Origin of the sequence: Flavobacterium tiangeerense, from assembly GCF_007830355.1 — a bacterium.
In the GTDB taxonomy this organism is placed as follows: domain Bacteria; phylum Bacteroidota; class Bacteroidia; order Flavobacteriales; family Flavobacteriaceae; genus Flavobacterium; species Flavobacterium tiangeerense.
The window spans coordinates 226778-242728 of sequence record NZ_VLKO01000005.1; the positions used below are offsets into that span (position 1 = coordinate 226778).

The 15951-nt window shown below is 33.1% G+C and carries 14 protein-coding genes; 3 read left to right on the plus strand and 11 right to left on the minus strand.

All coding sequences use genetic code 11. The features are described 5' to 3' along the window. Positions 1-84 precede the first annotated feature (84 nt). The 4 genes from IQ05_RS07240 to surE are packed head-to-tail and all read right to left on the minus strand — an operon-like array spanning position 85 to position 2838. A complete protein-coding gene (locus IQ05_RS07240; RefSeq protein WP_144891492.1) occupies positions 85-657 on the minus strand; it encodes a C40 family peptidase in 573 nt (190 codons plus the stop codon). After that, positions 644-1756: a lipid-A-disaccharide synthase gene (lpxB, locus tag IQ05_RS07245; RefSeq protein WP_144891494.1), complete on the minus strand. Its 1113-nt coding sequence runs from the start codon at positions 1754-1756 to the stop codon at positions 644-646. Before lpxB ends, IQ05_RS07240 begins: the two co-directional genes overlap by 14 nt. A gap of 37 nt (positions 1757-1793) precedes the next feature. Beyond that, positions 1794-2099 carry a hypothetical protein gene (locus IQ05_RS07250; protein ID WP_244289540.1) on the minus strand — a complete coding sequence of 102 codons (306 nt, stop codon included), beginning with the start codon at positions 2097-2099 and terminating at the stop codon, positions 1794-1796. Beyond that, entirely contained in the window at positions 2059-2838 is a 780-nt protein-coding gene (gene surE, locus IQ05_RS07255; RefSeq protein ID WP_144891496.1) for a 5'/3'-nucleotidase SurE, read from the minus strand. Before surE ends, IQ05_RS07250 begins: the two co-directional genes overlap by 41 nt. A 208-nt stretch (positions 2839-3046) precedes the next feature. Between surE and IQ05_RS07260 the strand changes: the two genes are divergently transcribed. Both IQ05_RS07260 and IQ05_RS07265 read left to right on the plus strand, forming a co-directional pair. Further along, positions 3047-5224: a carboxy terminal-processing peptidase gene (locus IQ05_RS07260; protein WP_144891498.1), complete on the plus strand. Its 2178-nt coding sequence runs from the start codon at positions 3047-3049 to the stop codon at positions 5222-5224. 117 nt (positions 5225-5341) lie between these two features. Further along, positions 5342-6199, plus strand: a complete 858-nt coding sequence (locus IQ05_RS07265) for a DNA/RNA non-specific endonuclease (RefSeq protein WP_244289541.1) — start codon at positions 5342-5344, stop codon at positions 6197-6199. Between the two features lie 57 nt (positions 6200-6256). Here the strand turns inward: IQ05_RS07265 and rodA are convergent, their stop codons facing one another. The 6 genes from rodA to purH form a co-directional block, all read right to left on the minus strand. Then, on the minus strand, positions 6257-7492 hold the full coding sequence (gene rodA / locus IQ05_RS07270; RefSeq protein WP_144891500.1) for a rod shape-determining protein RodA: 1236 nt from the start codon (positions 7490-7492) through the stop codon (positions 6257-6259). Continuing rightward, positions 7467-9452: a penicillin-binding protein 2 gene (gene mrdA / locus IQ05_RS07275; RefSeq protein WP_144891502.1), complete on the minus strand. Its 1986-nt coding sequence runs from the start codon at positions 9450-9452 to the stop codon at positions 7467-7469. Before mrdA ends, rodA begins: the two co-directional genes overlap by 26 nt. Next, the gene (mreD, locus tag IQ05_RS07280; RefSeq protein WP_144891504.1) at positions 9449-9955 is read right to left on the minus strand and encodes a rod shape-determining protein MreD; all 507 of its coding nucleotides are present in this window, start codon (positions 9953-9955) and stop codon (positions 9449-9451) included. The genes mrdA and mreD overlap by 4 nt, the downstream gene beginning before the upstream one ends. Then, a complete protein-coding gene (gene mreC / locus IQ05_RS07285; RefSeq protein WP_144891506.1) occupies positions 9948-10772 on the minus strand; it encodes a rod shape-determining protein MreC in 825 nt (274 codons plus the stop codon). Before mreC ends, mreD begins: the two co-directional genes overlap by 8 nt. A 102-nt stretch (positions 10773-10874) precedes the next feature. Further along, positions 10875-11903: a rod shape-determining protein gene (locus tag IQ05_RS07290; RefSeq protein ID WP_086454445.1), complete on the minus strand. Its 1029-nt coding sequence runs from the start codon at positions 11901-11903 to the stop codon at positions 10875-10877. A 53-nt stretch (positions 11904-11956) separates the two neighbouring features. Further along, positions 11957-13483: a bifunctional phosphoribosylaminoimidazolecarboxamide formyltransferase/IMP cyclohydrolase gene (purH, locus tag IQ05_RS07295; protein ID WP_144891508.1), complete on the minus strand. Its 1527-nt coding sequence runs from the start codon at positions 13481-13483 to the stop codon at positions 11957-11959. 196 nt (positions 13484-13679) lie between these two features. Between purH and IQ05_RS07300 the strand changes: the two genes are divergently transcribed. After that, positions 13680-14930: an ABC transporter permease gene (locus IQ05_RS07300; RefSeq protein WP_144891510.1), complete on the plus strand. Its 1251-nt coding sequence runs from the start codon at positions 13680-13682 to the stop codon at positions 14928-14930. Between the two features lie 132 nt (positions 14931-15062). Here the strand turns inward: IQ05_RS07300 and accD are convergent, their stop codons facing one another. Beyond that, positions 15063-15917, minus strand: a complete 855-nt coding sequence (gene accD, locus IQ05_RS07305; RefSeq protein ID WP_086454725.1) for an acetyl-CoA carboxylase, carboxyltransferase subunit beta — start codon at positions 15915-15917, stop codon at positions 15063-15065. Between the last annotated feature and the right edge of the window lie 34 nt (positions 15918-15951).

The following is a 15951-nucleotide window of genomic DNA, read 5'->3' on the forward strand; positions in this document are numbered from 1 at the left end:
CAGTGGGAAATGCAGCACTTTCATAACTCTAAAGTACACATTTTAAATAAGTAAGAACTATTTTTTAGTAAGAAAATTGTAAAATTAAAAAAGTCTATTGGCTTGAACAAAATTCTTTTTATAGTATGGCTCCTTGGTAGATGATACAATTACACCTTTTGAAGTAGAGGAGTGAATAAATTTTATTTCCTCATCATAGGTGTCAATTACAATGCCCACGTGATCTATTGAATTATTTTTGCTGTTAGAAAAAAATACTAAATCCCCTTTTTTGACTTTGTCTTTTTTTACATTAATTACTAGTCCAGTTTTGGACAATTGTAGAGAATTATGTGGCAAAATAATATCTTGCTGTTTAAATATGGTAATAATTAATCCAGAGCAGTCAAATCCTTTTGAACTAGTTCCTCCATATTTGTATGGAGCTCCAAGCTCTTTTGAGGCATTTTCTATTACTGATTGAAGTGTTTTTTCTATCTTTTTTTTATCTGATGTAGGTTTTATTTCTTTGTAGTCACTTTTGTTTGCCGTTGAAATATAATTTCTAGGTGCACAACTGTAACCCAAAATCACAATAACAGCAACTGTTATACTGCGTCGAAGTACTTGTTTTATTGGTATGTACGAAGTTTTAAAATTCAATTTAAAATAAATCATTTACAATTAAAGCTGCTGTTTTTTCACTGGCACCACGACCACCTAATTTGTTTTCAAGAAGTATGTATTTTTCTAAAATAGTATTGCGTTTTTCGGTTTTCAAGATTTTGTACAACTCTTCTTTGATGCGTTTGGAATTGCATTCATCTTGAATGAGTTCTGTAACTACCTCTTCGTCCATAATGAGGTTGACTAATGAAATGTATTTTAATGTTATGATTCTTTTTGCAATTTGATAAGATATCCAGTTGCCTTTATAGCATACTACTTCTGGTACTTTAAATAAAGCCGTTTCAAGTGTAGCCGTGCCTGAGGTTACTAAAGCGGCTGTTGCATTTTGTAATAATTCATAGGTTTTATTTGCTACAAACTGTATGTTACTTTGTGTAATAAATGGGGTGTAAAAAGAGAATTCCTGACTTGGAGCCCCAGCAATTACAAATTGATATTCAGGAAAATCATTAGAAACACTCAGCATTATTTGCAGCATTTTTGTAATTTCTTGTTTTCTACTCCCAGGAAGTATTGCTATGATCGGTTTATCGCTTAGGTTGTTTTCTTTTCTAAAATCTATTTCAGTAACATTCGATTTGTTGTGTATGGCATCTATTAGGGGATGTCCCACGAAATCAACAGGGTATTGGTGTTTTTCTTCGTAGAATTTTTTCTCAAAAGGTAATATAACATACATCTTATCAATGTCTCTTTTGATATCGGTAATTCTGCTTTCTTTCCAAGCCCATATTTGAGGAGAAATATAGTAATGTGTTTTGATTCCTAGTTTTTTAGCCCACTTTGCAATTCGGAGATTAAATCCAGGGTAATCTATAAAAATCAACACATCAGGTTGGAATTCCTGAATGTCCTTTTTACAAATGTTTATGTTGTTTAAAATCGTTTTTAAATTGAAGACTACCTCAATAAAACCCATAAATGCAAGCTCACGATAGTGTTTTACTAAGGTGCCACCTACATTCTCCATTAAATCACCTCCCCAAAAACGAATTTCTGCATGTGGGTCTTTTTTGAAAAGCTCTTTCATTAAGTTTGAGCCGTGTAAATCGCCAGAGGCTTCACCTGCAATTATGTAATATTTCATGGTTGTAAAAGCTAAATTTAAAAAACGAATTCTGTATTTATATTACTAAGGTTAAAATGGCTAAAGTAATTACTGAAAACACAATTCCCTGCGCGATTTTTTCTCTGTTTAATTTTAGAGCTACCCCAAATGCTCCTAGCGTTAATACACAGCCTAATGTGATTATTTTTCCAAGATTCCCTTGAGATTTTAAGATCTGAATGCCCGCGATAAATTGGTAATCTGTAAAAAAATAAATAAAAATAAAACTGCCTAAACTGGTAGTCAAAAGTCCTATTATAAATCCTATAAGTATGTCTCTACTATTCATTCCATGTAAAGGTGTTAAGTTGTTGAATGGCATGATGCGCTGTTAAATCAAATTGTACAGGTACTACTGATATGTATCCGTTTTTTAATGCCCACTCATCAGTATCTTCTCCATGATCTTGATTAACAAATTCTCCTGCAAGCCAGTAATAATCTCTACCCTGAGGTGTTTTGCGTTTGTCAAATTTTTCTACCCAAATGGCTTTTGCTTGTCGGCATACTCGTATTCCTTTTATGTTTTCTTCTTGTAGTTTTGGAAAATTAACATTCAGTAATACACCTTCGGGTAAGCCATTTTCAAGAACTTGTAGCGCAATCTTACGAATAAAGGTTTTGATGGCATCAAAATTTGCATTCCAATCATAATCCAAAAGAGAAAATCCTATAGCGGGTATACCTTCAATTCCCGCCTCCATGGCAGCACTCATGGTGCCTGAGTAGATAACATTGATGGAAGAATTTGAACCATGATTTACTCCAGATACGCAAAGATCTGGTTTTCTTTCTAAGATTTCATTTACGGCAAGTTTAACACAATCTACTGGAGTTCCAGAACAACTGTATTCTAAAAAGGGGTCGGTATCTTTGGATATTTTATTTAGGTATAAAGTGCTGTTTATGGTAATGGCATGTCCCATAGCACTTTGAGGTTTATCTGGTGCAACAACAACAATTTCGCCAATTTCTTGCATTACAGCTATTAAAGCTCTCAACCCAGGTGCCGAAATGCCATCGTCGTTTGTAATAAGTATTAGTGGCTTGTTTTTTTTCATTTACTTAAAATTAAAAAAAAGAATATTAATTTATATTAATAACAAATGTACTGACTGAAATTGGTAAAAACTGAACTAAATGTAAAAATTTAATATCAATTGAACTTTCATTTCATTAAAATAAAACATTTTATATCTTTAACAAAAATTTATGGCATCATGTCTTTATATGGCATGGTTTTTACCGTATCTTAGAATAAAAAAATTCATGAATACTATTCTTCACTTTATGAAAAGAAATTATAAAATATTAATTGTTGTCGCATGTATTTCGATGGCTTTATTTGCATTTAATATCAAGAGCTCAAAAAGTAATGATCCTGAAAAAGATAAATTACTGTTAGAATTATTGACATTTGTTATTGAGAAAGGACATTATAGCCCTGCAACAATTGATGATAATTTTTCCAAGGGCATTTACAAGGATTACATTGTAGCATTAGATCCTTCAAAACGATTTTTCTTGCAATCTGATATTGATGAGTTTTCAAAATTTGAACTGCTGTTAGACGATCAATTATTGAACAAAGATTTAAGTTTTTTTAATCTTACCTACGATCGTTTGATCAAAAGGATGAACGAGAGCACTAAAATTTACAAATCAGTGCTTAGTAAACCGTTCAATTATGAAACTGATGAGAGTTTCAATGTTGACTATGAAAAAGCACCATATTCTAAAAATCTTACCGAATTAAATGATAAATGGAGAAAACAAATCAAGTTGTCAACCCTTTCCTCATTGGTTGATAAACAAAGATTAGAAGAAGATAAGAAGAAAAATGACGCTAAGTATGTAGTGAAATCTTTTGAAGCATTAGAGAAAGAAACGAGAGAAAGTTCTTTAAAATCTCTTGATGAGTACTTCAGTTTTATAAAAGATTTAGATCGTAATGATTGGTTTTCAGTTTACATAAATGCAATCACAGGTCGTTTTGATCCTCATACTAATTATTTTGCTGCTGAAGAAAAAGAACGTTTTGACGTAAGTATTAGTGGAAAGTTAGAAGGTATTGGAGCAAGATTACAAAAGAAAAATGATCTTACTGAAATATCTGAACTTATATCTGGTGGGCCTGCTTGGAGAGGAAAACAATTAGAATCAGGTGATCTAATTATGAAAGTTGCTCAAGGTGATGGCGAGGCAGTTGATGTTGTAGGAATGCGTCTTGATGATGTGGTTAAAAAAATTAAAGGACCAAAAGGTTCTGAAGTGCGTCTTACGATTAAAAAAGTGGACGGAACTATTAAAATTGTTTCTATCATTCGTGATATCGTTGAAATTGAAGAAACATACGCGAAGTCAAGTGTAGTTGAGAAAAATGGATTAAAATATGGTGTTATTTATTTGCCGAAATTTTATATCGATTTTGAAAATCCAGATGGTAGAGATGCTGGTAAAGATATAGCTCTTGAAGTAGACCGTTTGAAAAATGCAGGTGTTAGCGGAATCGTATTAGATGTTAGAGATGATGGAGGTGGATCGCTATCTACGGTTGTTGATATTGCAGGATTATTTATTGAGCAAGGTCCAATTGTTCAAATTAAATCGGCTGGACGTAAAAAAGAGGTTTTGTATGATAAGGATCCTAAAATTGAATGGGATGGTCCTCTTGTAATTATGGTGAATAGCTTTTCTGCTTCGGCTTCTGAGATTCTTGCTGCTGCAATTCAAGATTACAAACGAGGAATTGTAATAGGAAGTAAACAAACGTATGGTAAAGGTACTGTTCAAAATGTATATGATTTGAATACGCTTGTTCGTAATAGCGCAGTGGGAGATTTAGGAGCTATTAAAACTACTACTCAAAAATTTTATAGAATTAATGGAGGATCTACGCAACTAGAGGGTGTACATAGTGATATTGTAATGCCGGATCGCTATTCTTATTTAAAAATGGGTGAAAGGGATATTGACAACGCTATGCCTTGGGATAAAATTGACCAAACTAGTTATCAATTATGGAGTGATAATTCTAATTTTGGCCAAGTAATAATGAATAGTAAAAATAGAATTACTCAAAGCCCACAATTTCAATTGATCGAAGATAATGCAAAATGGATCGATGGCCGTAGTGAGGAAAATATTTATAGTTTAAATATTACTAAATTTAAAATTGCTCAAGCTCAAATTGAGGAAAAAGCAAAAAAGTATAAATCAATTGTTGATTACAAGAATGATTTAAGATTCAGTTCTTTACCACATGAAATAGAAGCTATGAATCAAGATAGTTCTTTGAAAGAAAAAAGAGCGAGATGGCATGAAGCATTGTCGAAAGATATCTATGTAGAAGAAGCTTTGAATGTATTAGATGATTTACAATCTAAAGCTTTTACTAACAAAGTGTTACCAGTTAAGGTAAAAAAAGATAAGCTTGTAAAGTCATAATTTGATGATAACCATTCCAAAACGCTCAAAAGTAATTTTGAGCGTTTTTTTTTATGTTCTCTTTTTAATATTTCCCTATCTTTATTTCAATAATTTTTTTAACGTTATCTAAGTTATATGAGTTTTAATAGAAGCAAAATAGTAGTAGGGTGTACTGTAATGATTGCAACACTTTTTTCTTGTAAAAAGGATATATCAAATACCCAAAAAGGTTTTGTGCCAATCGCAAATGAAAAGAGCGAATATGTAAACGGGAGTATACCTGAGGGTAGAAACCAAACAGAATTGCGTCTTACTACAAATGATTTATTACCAATATCGACGACGAATACAATTGTAAAGCACAATTATTATTCTCTTTCTTATAATGAAAATTATGAACAAGCAGAGTGGGTGGCTTATGAATTAAAGAAAGATTACATAAAGAACAATAACTTTAAACGCCCCTATTTTATTGAGGATGCTAAGGTTATAACAGGTTCTGCTGATTGGAGGAATTACAAGAATTCTAATTATGATAAAGGGCATCTGTGCCCAGCAGGAGACATGGAATTTTCAATGTCAGCGTACAATGATACTTTTTTGACCTCAAATATAGCTCCTCAGGATAAGAAATTCAATAACGGTATTTGGAATAGATTAGAGCAAAAAGTTAGGTATTGGGCAGTGAAAGAGAATGGTGTGTATGTAGTGACAAGAGGAGTTTTAAACAATTCCTTAAAAACTATTGGAAAAGAAAAGGTCGCTGTGCCTCAATATTTTTATAAAATATTAATGAATCGCTCTGGAAATAGAGTGAAAATGATAGGTTTTTTAATGTCTAATCAACCAAGTGATGAACCATTATACAAATTTGTAGTCTCTGTAGATGCAATAGAAAAACTCACGGGAATTAACTTCTTCCCTCAATTAGATTATCATTTAGAAAATCAATTAGAAGCTAACAAGGATTATAAAGATTGGAGTTTTAACTAAATCTACTACTACACATTCGATAAGGATTAAGTTAATAGTTTTAAACGTAAGCAACAATTACCATTCATTCACTTTATTCGCATCCATTTTGATGAAAATAAACAGTAGTATTGTAAAGCCCCATAGCCCTGATCCTCCGTAGGAGAAAAAAGGTAATGGTACACCAATTGTTGGGAATATTCCAGATACCATAGCAATATTTACAAAGAAGTGCGTAAATAAAATACCCGCTACGCAATACCCATAAACCCTACTAAACTTGGTTTTTTGCCTTTCGGCTAAATATATAATTCTAAGAAACAATCCTGCAAATAGCGCTATTACTACTAGTGATCCTGCAAACCCCCATTCTTCGCCAACTGTTGTGAAAATATAATCGGTATGTTGTTCTGGTACAAAGCCACCTTTTGTTTGTGTGCCTTCTAGAAAACCTTTTCCCAGCCAACCACCAGAACCGATCGCTATTTTTGATTGATTGGTATTATAGCCCGAATCTTTTAAATCTATTGCTTTGCCTAGTAGAATATTAAAACGATCCCTGTGATGCTGTTTAAAGACATTATTGAAAATATAATCAACAGAAAATATAAAACCAGTTATCAGTACAAACAAGATACTACTTAGTATTACGTTTCTATCTGCTAATCTTGATCTATAATGAACTAAAACAATAACAAGTAAAGCTGTCAAAACAACGTAAATAGGCTCAATTACTAATGTGAGTACAAATAATAAAATGGTTATGAAACCCGTCCAAACATACCAGGATGGCAAACCTTCTCTATACAGTACAATAATAAAAATACTATATATTAAAGCGCTACCAGGATCTGGTTGCGGAAGTATAAGAAGTACAGGTAAAAGTATTATAGCTAGTGCTTGAATTTGTCTATTTGGATCTTTTAAATTGATTTGAGAATCGCTTAAAAACTTTGCTAAGGCTAGTGAGGTAGCTGCTTTTGCAAACTCTGAGGGTTGAATTGTAAAACTTCCTATTGCATACCAACACCTTTGGCCAGCTATGGTTTTCCCAAATAAAAATAGACCAGCTAATGATAAAAGTGCTACAATAAAAATGATACTAGAATATTTTTCATAAAACTTACCATCAACAGATACAACAATAAAGATTAATGGGATAGTAAATAAAATGAATATCAATTGCTTCTCATAAGTGTCTTGCATAGACGATAATGAGGAGGAATAAATATTCAACCAACCTAATAGTACTAGCACCGTATAAATAATGATGCTGATCCAGTCAATATTATTTGTTATACTTTGGTTTTTCATTAGATTGAGAAGCTAGTTTTTTTTCTTTAATGGTATCAGTAGTCAACGGAACTTTTTTAGGTGTTCCTGTCTTTAATTTTTGTAACGAATCTGCTATTTTTAATTGCAGTTTAACGGTTTCCGAAAGTCCACCTAATTTGGCGTAACGACCTTGTAAACTGGTTGCTAGAATTCTTTTTTCAAGATCTACACGTGTGATTTTGTGTCTAAGGTATTTTTCAATCATCAAACTCGCAATCGGACCTGCAATAGTAGCACCATATCCTCCATTTTCTACCATTACTGCTATGGCAATTTTCGGGTTGTTCATTGGAGCAAATGCTACAAATATGGAATGGTCTTCCATTTTTACTTTTATACCGCCAATTCTAGTGGAGTTTTCCGCGGTACCTGTTTTTCCGCATATTTCAATTCCCTCCACTCGAAGTCCTCTCGCGGTACCTAGGTTGTAAACATCAAATAAACCGCTTATGATAGGTTTGAAAAACTTTTTATCAATTGTTGTGGTATGTTTAGTAGTGAACTTACTTTCAATTGGGACACCTTCTATTTTTTTTATGATGTGAGGCGTGTAATAATATCCTTCATTAGCTACTGTTGCCATCATATTTGCTAGTTGAATAGGGGTCATCAATACTTCTCCTTGTCCAATAGCGTTGGATACAATTGCAGTACTTCTCCAGCCACCATTTGGGTACATGCGTTTGTATGTTTTTGAGGTTGGTACCAATCCTCTTTTGCCAATAGGTAAATCATAACCCATAAATTGGCCTAAACCAAAACTTTTAAGGTGATTGCTCCAAACGTCAACTGCATAGGCAGGTTTAGCATACTTATTGATGGTTTTCATATAAGCAGTTGCAAAATAAGAGTTGCAAGACTCAAAAATTCCTCTATGCAATTGAAGCGCGCCTCCATGACAGTGGCATCCCATAAACCTACCTCTAGCATAGCTAAAACCTCGATTACAAAATACGGTCGTATTGTAGTCAATTACGCCTTCCTGTAAAGCAACTAGCCCTGTTAAAATCTTGAATGGCGAACCAGGGGGGTATTCAGCTAGTAAACCACGATCATATAATGGTTTAGCAATAGAGTCTCGGTATAATTTTGTGTAATTTTTTGAGCGTTGTCTACCTACTAGAATTCCGGGATCGTAAGATGGAGCTGTTACAAGTGCCAAGATTTCACCAGATTTAGGTTCAATGGCAACAATTCCACCTCTTTTATTAATCATTAACTCTTCTCCGTATTTTTGGATTTCGGCATCAATAGTAAGGTTAATATCTTGTCCTTGAACGGCTATAGTATCATACTTACCTGCTTTGTAGGGTCCTATTTCACGGTTGTGCTTGTCTTTTTGAAGATATTTTACACCTTTAATACCACGTAATAAATCTTCATAACTTTGTTCTACGCCTTGTTTTCCAATTAAATCTCCGCTGTTGTAATACGGATTTTTTTCAATTAGTTTTTCATTTACTTGTGTGATAAAGCCAAAAATATTGGCGCCAAAATTCACTTCATAATCTCGAAGAGAACGTTTTTGAAAGTAAAACCCCTCGTATTTTCGTATCTTTTCCTGAAAAGCAGCAAACTCATTTTTATTTAATTGCGATAAAAAAACAGAAGGCAACCTTGGGCTGTAAACAGTTGCTTTTTCAATTTTTTTTATGAAATCTTCTTTTGTAATGTTCAGTAATTGGCAAAACTCTAGTGTATCAGTTTTCTTTACCTCTCTGGGAATAACCATAATGTCATAAGAGGCTTGGTTAGCTACAAGTAGTTTTCCGTTACGATCATAGATATAACCTCGTTCAGGATACTCGTATTTCTTTTTAATGGCGTTGTTTTCTGATTCTAATTTTAAGGTTTCATCAACTACTTGTAAATAAAAAATCCTTACAACCAATAATAGCGTAGCAATGGTTATTAGGCCGGGCAAAAGTGCTTTTCTCATCTTTTATTAGGCTTGATTAGATAAATAATTATGATGCAAATAATTATTGTAAAGATGGTACTCAATAACACAGTAAGTAATGTGTCTAAGATAAAACTCAACTGAAAGGCTTCTAATAAAAATAATGTAAAATGATGTATGACAACCGATAGTAAGATAAATGTAAAACGTTGTGGGGTAAGTACCTCATTTAATTTTATGGTTTGGTATTCATAACTTAATCCAAATGCAAATTTAAAAAGAGTAGGTCTTACGTAAGCTAGTAATATGCAAGCTGTGGCATGTGTTCCTCCAGAATTACTAAAAAGATCCATGATGATGCCCAATAAAAAACTAGATGCCAGCAAGGCAGATTTGTTTCCATTTACAGGATACAAAATGATAAACAATACATAAGGAAACGGACTAACATAGCCCAGTAAATTCATATTGTTGAACACAATTATCTGAAGTGCTAATAAGAGAATAAATCGAAATGTGTTGACAAACAAGGTGCTATTCATCTTTTTCTCTTTTTTCTAAATTAGTAATCTCTTCCTTGTCCTTACTTTTAATAATATATACATGACCTATATTAGTCATGTCATTAAATAACTTTACGTCAAGTGTATAAAAGTTAGTTTGTGTGTCTCTGTAAATTTTTGAAATAGTACCAATATTTATATTCTCAGGAAAAATCACAGATTGACCACCAGTTACTATCGTATCGCCTATTTTTATCATTGCTAGTCTTGGTAGATCAGTCAGTTGAACAAATCCAGTACTTTTTCCGTTCCAATTTAATGACCCAAAGTGGTTTGACTTCTTAATCTTAGCATTAATTTGCGATCGTTTATTCAAGATAGAAATTACGGTCGCATAATTTTTTGAGGTGTTTTCTACAATTCCTACAATTCCTAAACTGTTGATCACGCCCATGTCAGGTTTTACTCCATCTAGCTCCCCAGAGTTTATAGTGAGGTAGTTTTCATATACATTATAAGAGTTGTGAATGACTTTAGAAACTAAAATATCACCAGGTTTTACACCTTTCAAACTGTCCATTAATTTTACGTTAGCGGTATCTTTTTTATTAAATAGTAAGCTTTTAAGGGTTGCATTTTCTTGTGCCAATGCGTCATTTTGAGCTTTTAAATTCAAATATTCATTGACATTGTTTATTTTTTCATAAACGCCACCACTCAAAAAATTAGCAGAACTTATTATTTTACTTCTATGAAAAGAGTGTGATTGAATAGTCAAGGAAAGTGATATACCCAAAAGCAGCAAAAACAGCAATCGGTTGCTGTTTTTAAAAATAAAATTAAAAATTTGCTGCATTTTCTTAAATGAATTATTTTAAAGTAAATTGAAACAAAAACTAAATCCTAATTATTAATTTAATTGGTAAGCCTATCTAGGATTTAGTTTTAAATGTTTTAATTATTTAATAAGTATACTTTTAAATTTAACTATGTTTTTCAAGGCCATACCAGTACCTCTTACAACAGCTCTCAAAGGATCTTCTGCTATATAAACCGGTAAATCTGTTTTTTGAGAAATTCTTTTGTCAAGACCTCGTAGCATTGATCCACCACCTGCAAGATAAATACCTGTATTATAGATATCAGCTGCTAATTCTGGCGGTGTTTGAGACAAAGTTTCCATTACGGCATCCTCAATTCTTTGAATAGATTTGTCTAATGCTTTTGCAATTTCTCTATAAGACACTTCTACTTGTTTTGGTTTACCAGTTAATAAATCTCTTCCTTGAACAGACATATCCTCTGGAGGTGTTTCAAGATCTTCGATTGCGGCTCCAATTTGGATTTTTATTTTTTCGGCTGTACTTTCTCCCACAAATAAATTGTGTTGTGTACGCATGTAGTATACAATATCATTTGTAAAGACATCACCAGCAATTTTTACGGATTTGTCACATACAATTCCGCCAAGAGCGATAACTGCAATTTCAGTAGTACCACCACCTATATCAACAATCATGTTTCCTTTTGGTTGCATAATATCAATACCAATACCTATTGCGGCTGCCATTGGTTCGTGAATCAAGTATACTTCTTTACCATTTACGCGCTCACAAGATTCTTTTACAGCACGCATTTCCACCTCAGTAATTCCAGATGGTATACATACTACCATGCGAAGTGCTGGAGTAAACATTCGTTTTTTTAATGCAGGTATGCTTTTTATAAACATACTGATCATTTTCTCTGAAGCATCAAAATCAGCAATTACACCATCTTTCAAAGGTCTTATTGTCTTAATGTTTTCATGCGTTTTACCTTGCATCATATTGGCCTCTTTACCAACAGCAATGATTTTTCCAGAAATTCTATCGCGTGCTACTATCGAAGGGCTGTCAATTACTACTTTATCATTATGTATGATTAAAGTGTTTGCGGTACCAAGGTCTATCGCAATATCCTCGGTCATGAAATCAAAAAATCCCATAAGTTTTTTAAGGGTTAAAAGTTATATAAAAATGCCAGACAAAGTTAAACAAATTAATGTTTAAAATGACGCGTTCCTGTAAATACCATTGCAAGATTATTTTCATTGCAATAATTAATGCTTAATTCATCTTTAATAGATCCTCCAGGCTGAATAACGGCTGAAATACCTGCCTCTTTTGCTAATGCTACACAATCCGGAAACGGAAAAAAAGCATCACTCGCCATTGAGGCACCTTGTAAATCGAATCCGAAATTTTTAGCTTTTTCAACAGCTTGCATCAAAGCATCAACTCGAGAGGTTTGTCCTGTACCCGAAGCAATAAGTGTACCGTTTTTTGCAAATACAATTGTGTTTGATTTCGTGTTTTTACAAATTTTAGAAGCAAAAATTAAATCTTTAATTTCTTGCTCAGTAGGCGCTGTATTGGTAACGGTTTTTAGATCCTCTTTAGTATCTGTGATGTTGTTTCTTTCTTGAATTAATAATCCGTTTAAACACGTACGAACTTGTTTTTGAGGCAGAGCTATTTCGTTTTGGATTAAAATAATTCGGTTTTTCTTTTCCTGTAGAATGCTAAGCGCTTCATTATCATATTCAGGAGCTATTACCACCTCGCAAAATAAAGAGTTGATTTCTTGAGCGGTTGCTACATCTATTTTTGTATTCGAAATTAATACACCACCAAAAGCTGATGTTGGGTCACATGCTAAAGCTGAAATATAGGCGTCATGTATTGTTGTTCTCGTTGCCAGTCCACAAGCGTTATTGTGTTTTAAAATGGCAAAAGTTGGACCATCATTTTTGAATTCATGTATCAAATTAACGGCTGCATCTACATCTAGTAAATTGTTATAAGAAAGTTCTTTTCCATGAACTTTTTTAAACATCGCATCAAAATCACCGAAGAAAAATCCCTTTTGATGTGGGTTTTCCCCGTATCTTAATACTTGACCATCTGCAATACTTTCCTTGTAAATGGTTTCGTCAGTGTTGAAATAATTAAAAATTGCACCATCATAATGCGAAGATACGTGGAATGCTTTGGTAGCAAATAATTTACGATCCTCTAGTGTTGTAGCTCCGTTTTGTTTAGTGATGGTCTCTAAAAATAAACTGTATTGCTCCATTGACGAAACGATAACGGTATCTTTAAAATTTTTAGCTGCGGCGCGAATTAATGATATTCCGCCGATATCTATTTTTTCAATGATATCAGCCTCACTAGCTCCTGAAGCTACGGTTTTTTCAAATGGGTATAAATCAACAATAACAAGGTCTATTTGTGGAATGTCAAATTCTTTCATTTGTTGCACATCACTCTCATTATCCTGACGGTTTAGTATCCCGCCAAAAACTTTTGGGTGTAATGTTTTTACTCTACCACCCAAAATAGAAGGGTAAGAGGTAACGTCTTCTACAGGAATTACTGGGATTCCAAGATTTTTTATAAAATCTTCAGTTCCACCAGTAGAATAAATTGTAACATTTTGACTGTTTAGTTGTCTAACGATTGGCTCTAATCCTTCTTTGGAAAAGACAGAGATTAATGCTGATTGGATTTTTTTTGTTGTGCTCATTATGTAGTTATAGTTATGAGGTGCAAAAATAGTTTTTTAATGTTAAAATTAAGCCATTTGAAAATGAGATAATTTTAATTTGTAAATCTCTTTTTTAGAGTTTACATTAAAATGAAAGAATTCATGTAACCTTTCTTATTTTTATTAGGTTTTTGAATATTATTTATAGATTTTTACTTAACACAATACACATTATATGTTAGTTTACCTTAGATTGTTACGAGAAAGTTTTGGATTTGCGATGAGTGCCTTGCGCAACAATAAATTGAGAACCTTACTTTCGTTATTGGGTGTTACCATTGGAATTTTCTCAATCATTGCAATTCTAGCTGCGGTAGATTCACTAGACAAAAAAATTAAAAAAGATTTAAGTAGTTTAGATAAAAATACGATTTATCTAATGCGTTTTTCTTTTGGTCCTTCCGAAATACCTCAATGGAAAAGAGAGCAATTTCCAGATGTGAAATATGATGAATACGAATATTTGAAAAGTTCGATGAATGATTTAGATCAAATGGCTTTTCAGTTTTTTGTTGGAAGAGAATCCTTAAAATTTGAATCGGAATCTGTAAGTGATGTTAATGTTGTCCCGGTATCTCATGAGTTTATTGATATACAAGGTCTTGAGTTTGATAAAGGAAGGTTTTACAACGAATCTGAATCTAATTCTGGAGCGGCAGTAATCGTTTTAGGTTATGATATTGCTCAGAGTCTTTTCGGTGAAAGCGAACCAATTGGAAAAAATTTACGATTGTATGGACAAAGATTCACCGTAATTGGTATGCTCAAAAAACAAGGTGCTGGAATGTTTGGGGACAGTAATGATACCTCCGTGTTTATACCGGTTAATTTTTTAAGACGTATGTATGGCGATAACAATAATGGGATGACTCCAGTAATCCTTGTAAAGCCAGAAAAAGGAGTTGATATGGATGCTTTTAAAGCTGAACTTGCTCAAAAACTTAGGAGTTTTAGAGGTATGAAAGTAGATGAAATAGATAACTTTTTTGTCAATGTACTTTCGGGATTTACAGATTTACTAGACGGAATTATTGGTGCAATGCGCGGTGGAGGTGTACTGATTAGCTTTTTCTCGTTTTTAGTAGGTGGATTTGGGGTGGCTAATATTATGTTTGTTTCTGTAAAAGAGCGTACCAATTTAATTGGGATTCAGAAATCATTAGGCGCCAAAAACAGATTTATACTTTTTCAATTTTTATTTGAAGCTATTATTCTATGCGTAATAGGGGGAACTATCGGTTTGATAATTGTGTGGTTGCTGTCTATATTACTGACAAATGTATTGGATTTTGAATTTGTTTTAAGTTTTTGGAATATTCTAATAGGTTCTGGATTATCCATTGTTGTTGGGGTAATTTCGGGAATTCTACCAGCTATTTCGGCTTCAAAATTAGATCCTGTTGAGGCTATTCGCACAGGTATGTAAAAGGTTCTTTCTAATTTTTAAAGGTTTAATAGTTATAAAAAAAGCAGCTTCTCAATTAAGAGAAGCTGCTTTTTTTATTTTAATGAATCAAAAAGTATTGAATAATATTCAGCCTATACTTTGGATTTCAATTTATCGTACAGGATTATTTTGAATCAAATCTATATACAAGTTGATCTTGTCTTTCAATTCTTTTCTTGGAGTAATAAAATCTAGGAATCCGTGCTCAAGAAGAAATTCAGCAGTTTGAAAACCTTCTGGTAAATCTTTTCCAGTGGTGTCTCTTACAACTCTAGGACCTGCAAAACCTATCAATGCACCTGGCTCAGCGATGTTAATGTCACCTAGCATAGCGTATGAAGCTGTAGTTCCTCCGGTAGTTGGATCGGTACATAATGAGATATAGGGTAATTTTGCTTCAGCAAGTTGTGCCAATTTTACAGATGTTTTTGCTAATTGCATTAAAGAGTAAGCAGCTTCCATCATTCTGGCTCCACCTGATTTTGAAATCATCAAAAACGGCATTTTGTTTTTGATAGCGTGATCTATACCTCTAGCAATTTTTTCGCCTACAACAGCTCCCATAGATCCGCCAATAAAAGCAAAATCCATACAGCAAATTACTAAATCTTTACCTTTAGATTTCCCAACGCCTGTGCGTACGGCATCTTTAAGTTTGGTTTTATCCATGACATCTTTCAATCGATCGGCATACTTTTTTGTATCCACAAAATGAAGAGGGTCTTTTGAAGTCATGTTTTTGTCTAATTCAACAAATTCATTGTTGTCAAACAAAATTTGAAAATACTCAGCGCTACCTATTCTTACGTGAAAACCATCTTCTGGACTTACAAATAAGTTGCGAGCAAGTTCATCTGCATCAATAATTTTTCCTGTAGGAGATTTATACCAAAGCCCTTTTGGAATGTCCATTTTGTCTTCAGTAGCAGTTGTAATCCCTTTTTCTTTTCTTTTAAACCAAGCCATATTTATTGTTTTTGTTGTTTCAGGTTTAAAGTTT

Excerpts from the sequence above, each read along its gene's own strand:
- mreD (WP_144891504.1), bottom strand. The coding sequence starts at position 9,955 with ATGAATAGCACCTTGTTTGTCAACACATTTCGATTTATTCTCTTATTA.
- lpxB (WP_144891494.1), bottom strand. The coding sequence starts at position 1,756 with ATGAAATATTACATAATTGCAGGTGAAGCCTCTGGCGATTTACACGGC.
- accD (WP_086454725.1), bottom strand. The coding sequence starts at position 15,917 with ATGGCTTGGTTTAAAAGAAAAGAAAAAGGGATTACAACTGCTACTGAA.
- mrdA (WP_144891502.1), bottom strand. The coding sequence starts at position 9,452 with ATGAGAAAAGCACTTTTGCCCGGCCTAATAACCATTGCTACGCTATTA.
- surE (WP_144891496.1), bottom strand. The coding sequence starts at position 2,838 with ATGAAAAAAAACAAGCCACTAATACTTATTACAAACGACGATGGCATT.
- IQ05_RS07250 (WP_244289540.1), bottom strand. The coding sequence starts at position 2,099 with ATGCCATTCAACAACTTAACACCTTTACATGGAATGAATAGTAGAGAC.
- IQ05_RS07265 (WP_244289541.1), top strand. The coding sequence starts at position 5,342 with ATGAGTTTTAATAGAAGCAAAATAGTAGTAGGGTGTACTGTAATGATT.
- IQ05_RS07300 (WP_144891510.1), top strand. The coding sequence starts at position 13,680 with ATGTTAGTTTACCTTAGATTGTTACGAGAAAGTTTTGGATTTGCGATG.
- IQ05_RS07260 (WP_144891498.1), top strand. The coding sequence starts at position 3,047 with ATGAATACTATTCTTCACTTTATGAAAAGAAATTATAAAATATTAATT.
- IQ05_RS07290 (WP_086454445.1), bottom strand. The coding sequence starts at position 11,903 with ATGGGATTTTTTGATTTCATGACCGAGGATATTGCGATAGACCTTGGT.
- rodA (WP_144891500.1), bottom strand. The coding sequence starts at position 7,492 with ATGAAAAACCAAAGTATAACAAATAATATTGACTGGATCAGCATCATT.
- IQ05_RS07240 (WP_144891492.1), bottom strand. The coding sequence starts at position 657 with ATGATTTATTTTAAATTGAATTTTAAAACTTCGTACATACCAATAAAA.
- purH (WP_144891508.1), bottom strand. The coding sequence starts at position 13,483 with ATGAGCACAACAAAAAAAATCCAATCAGCATTAATCTCTGTCTTTTCC.
- mreC (WP_144891506.1), bottom strand. The coding sequence starts at position 10,772 with ATGCAGCAAATTTTTAATTTTATTTTTAAAAACAGCAACCGATTGCTG.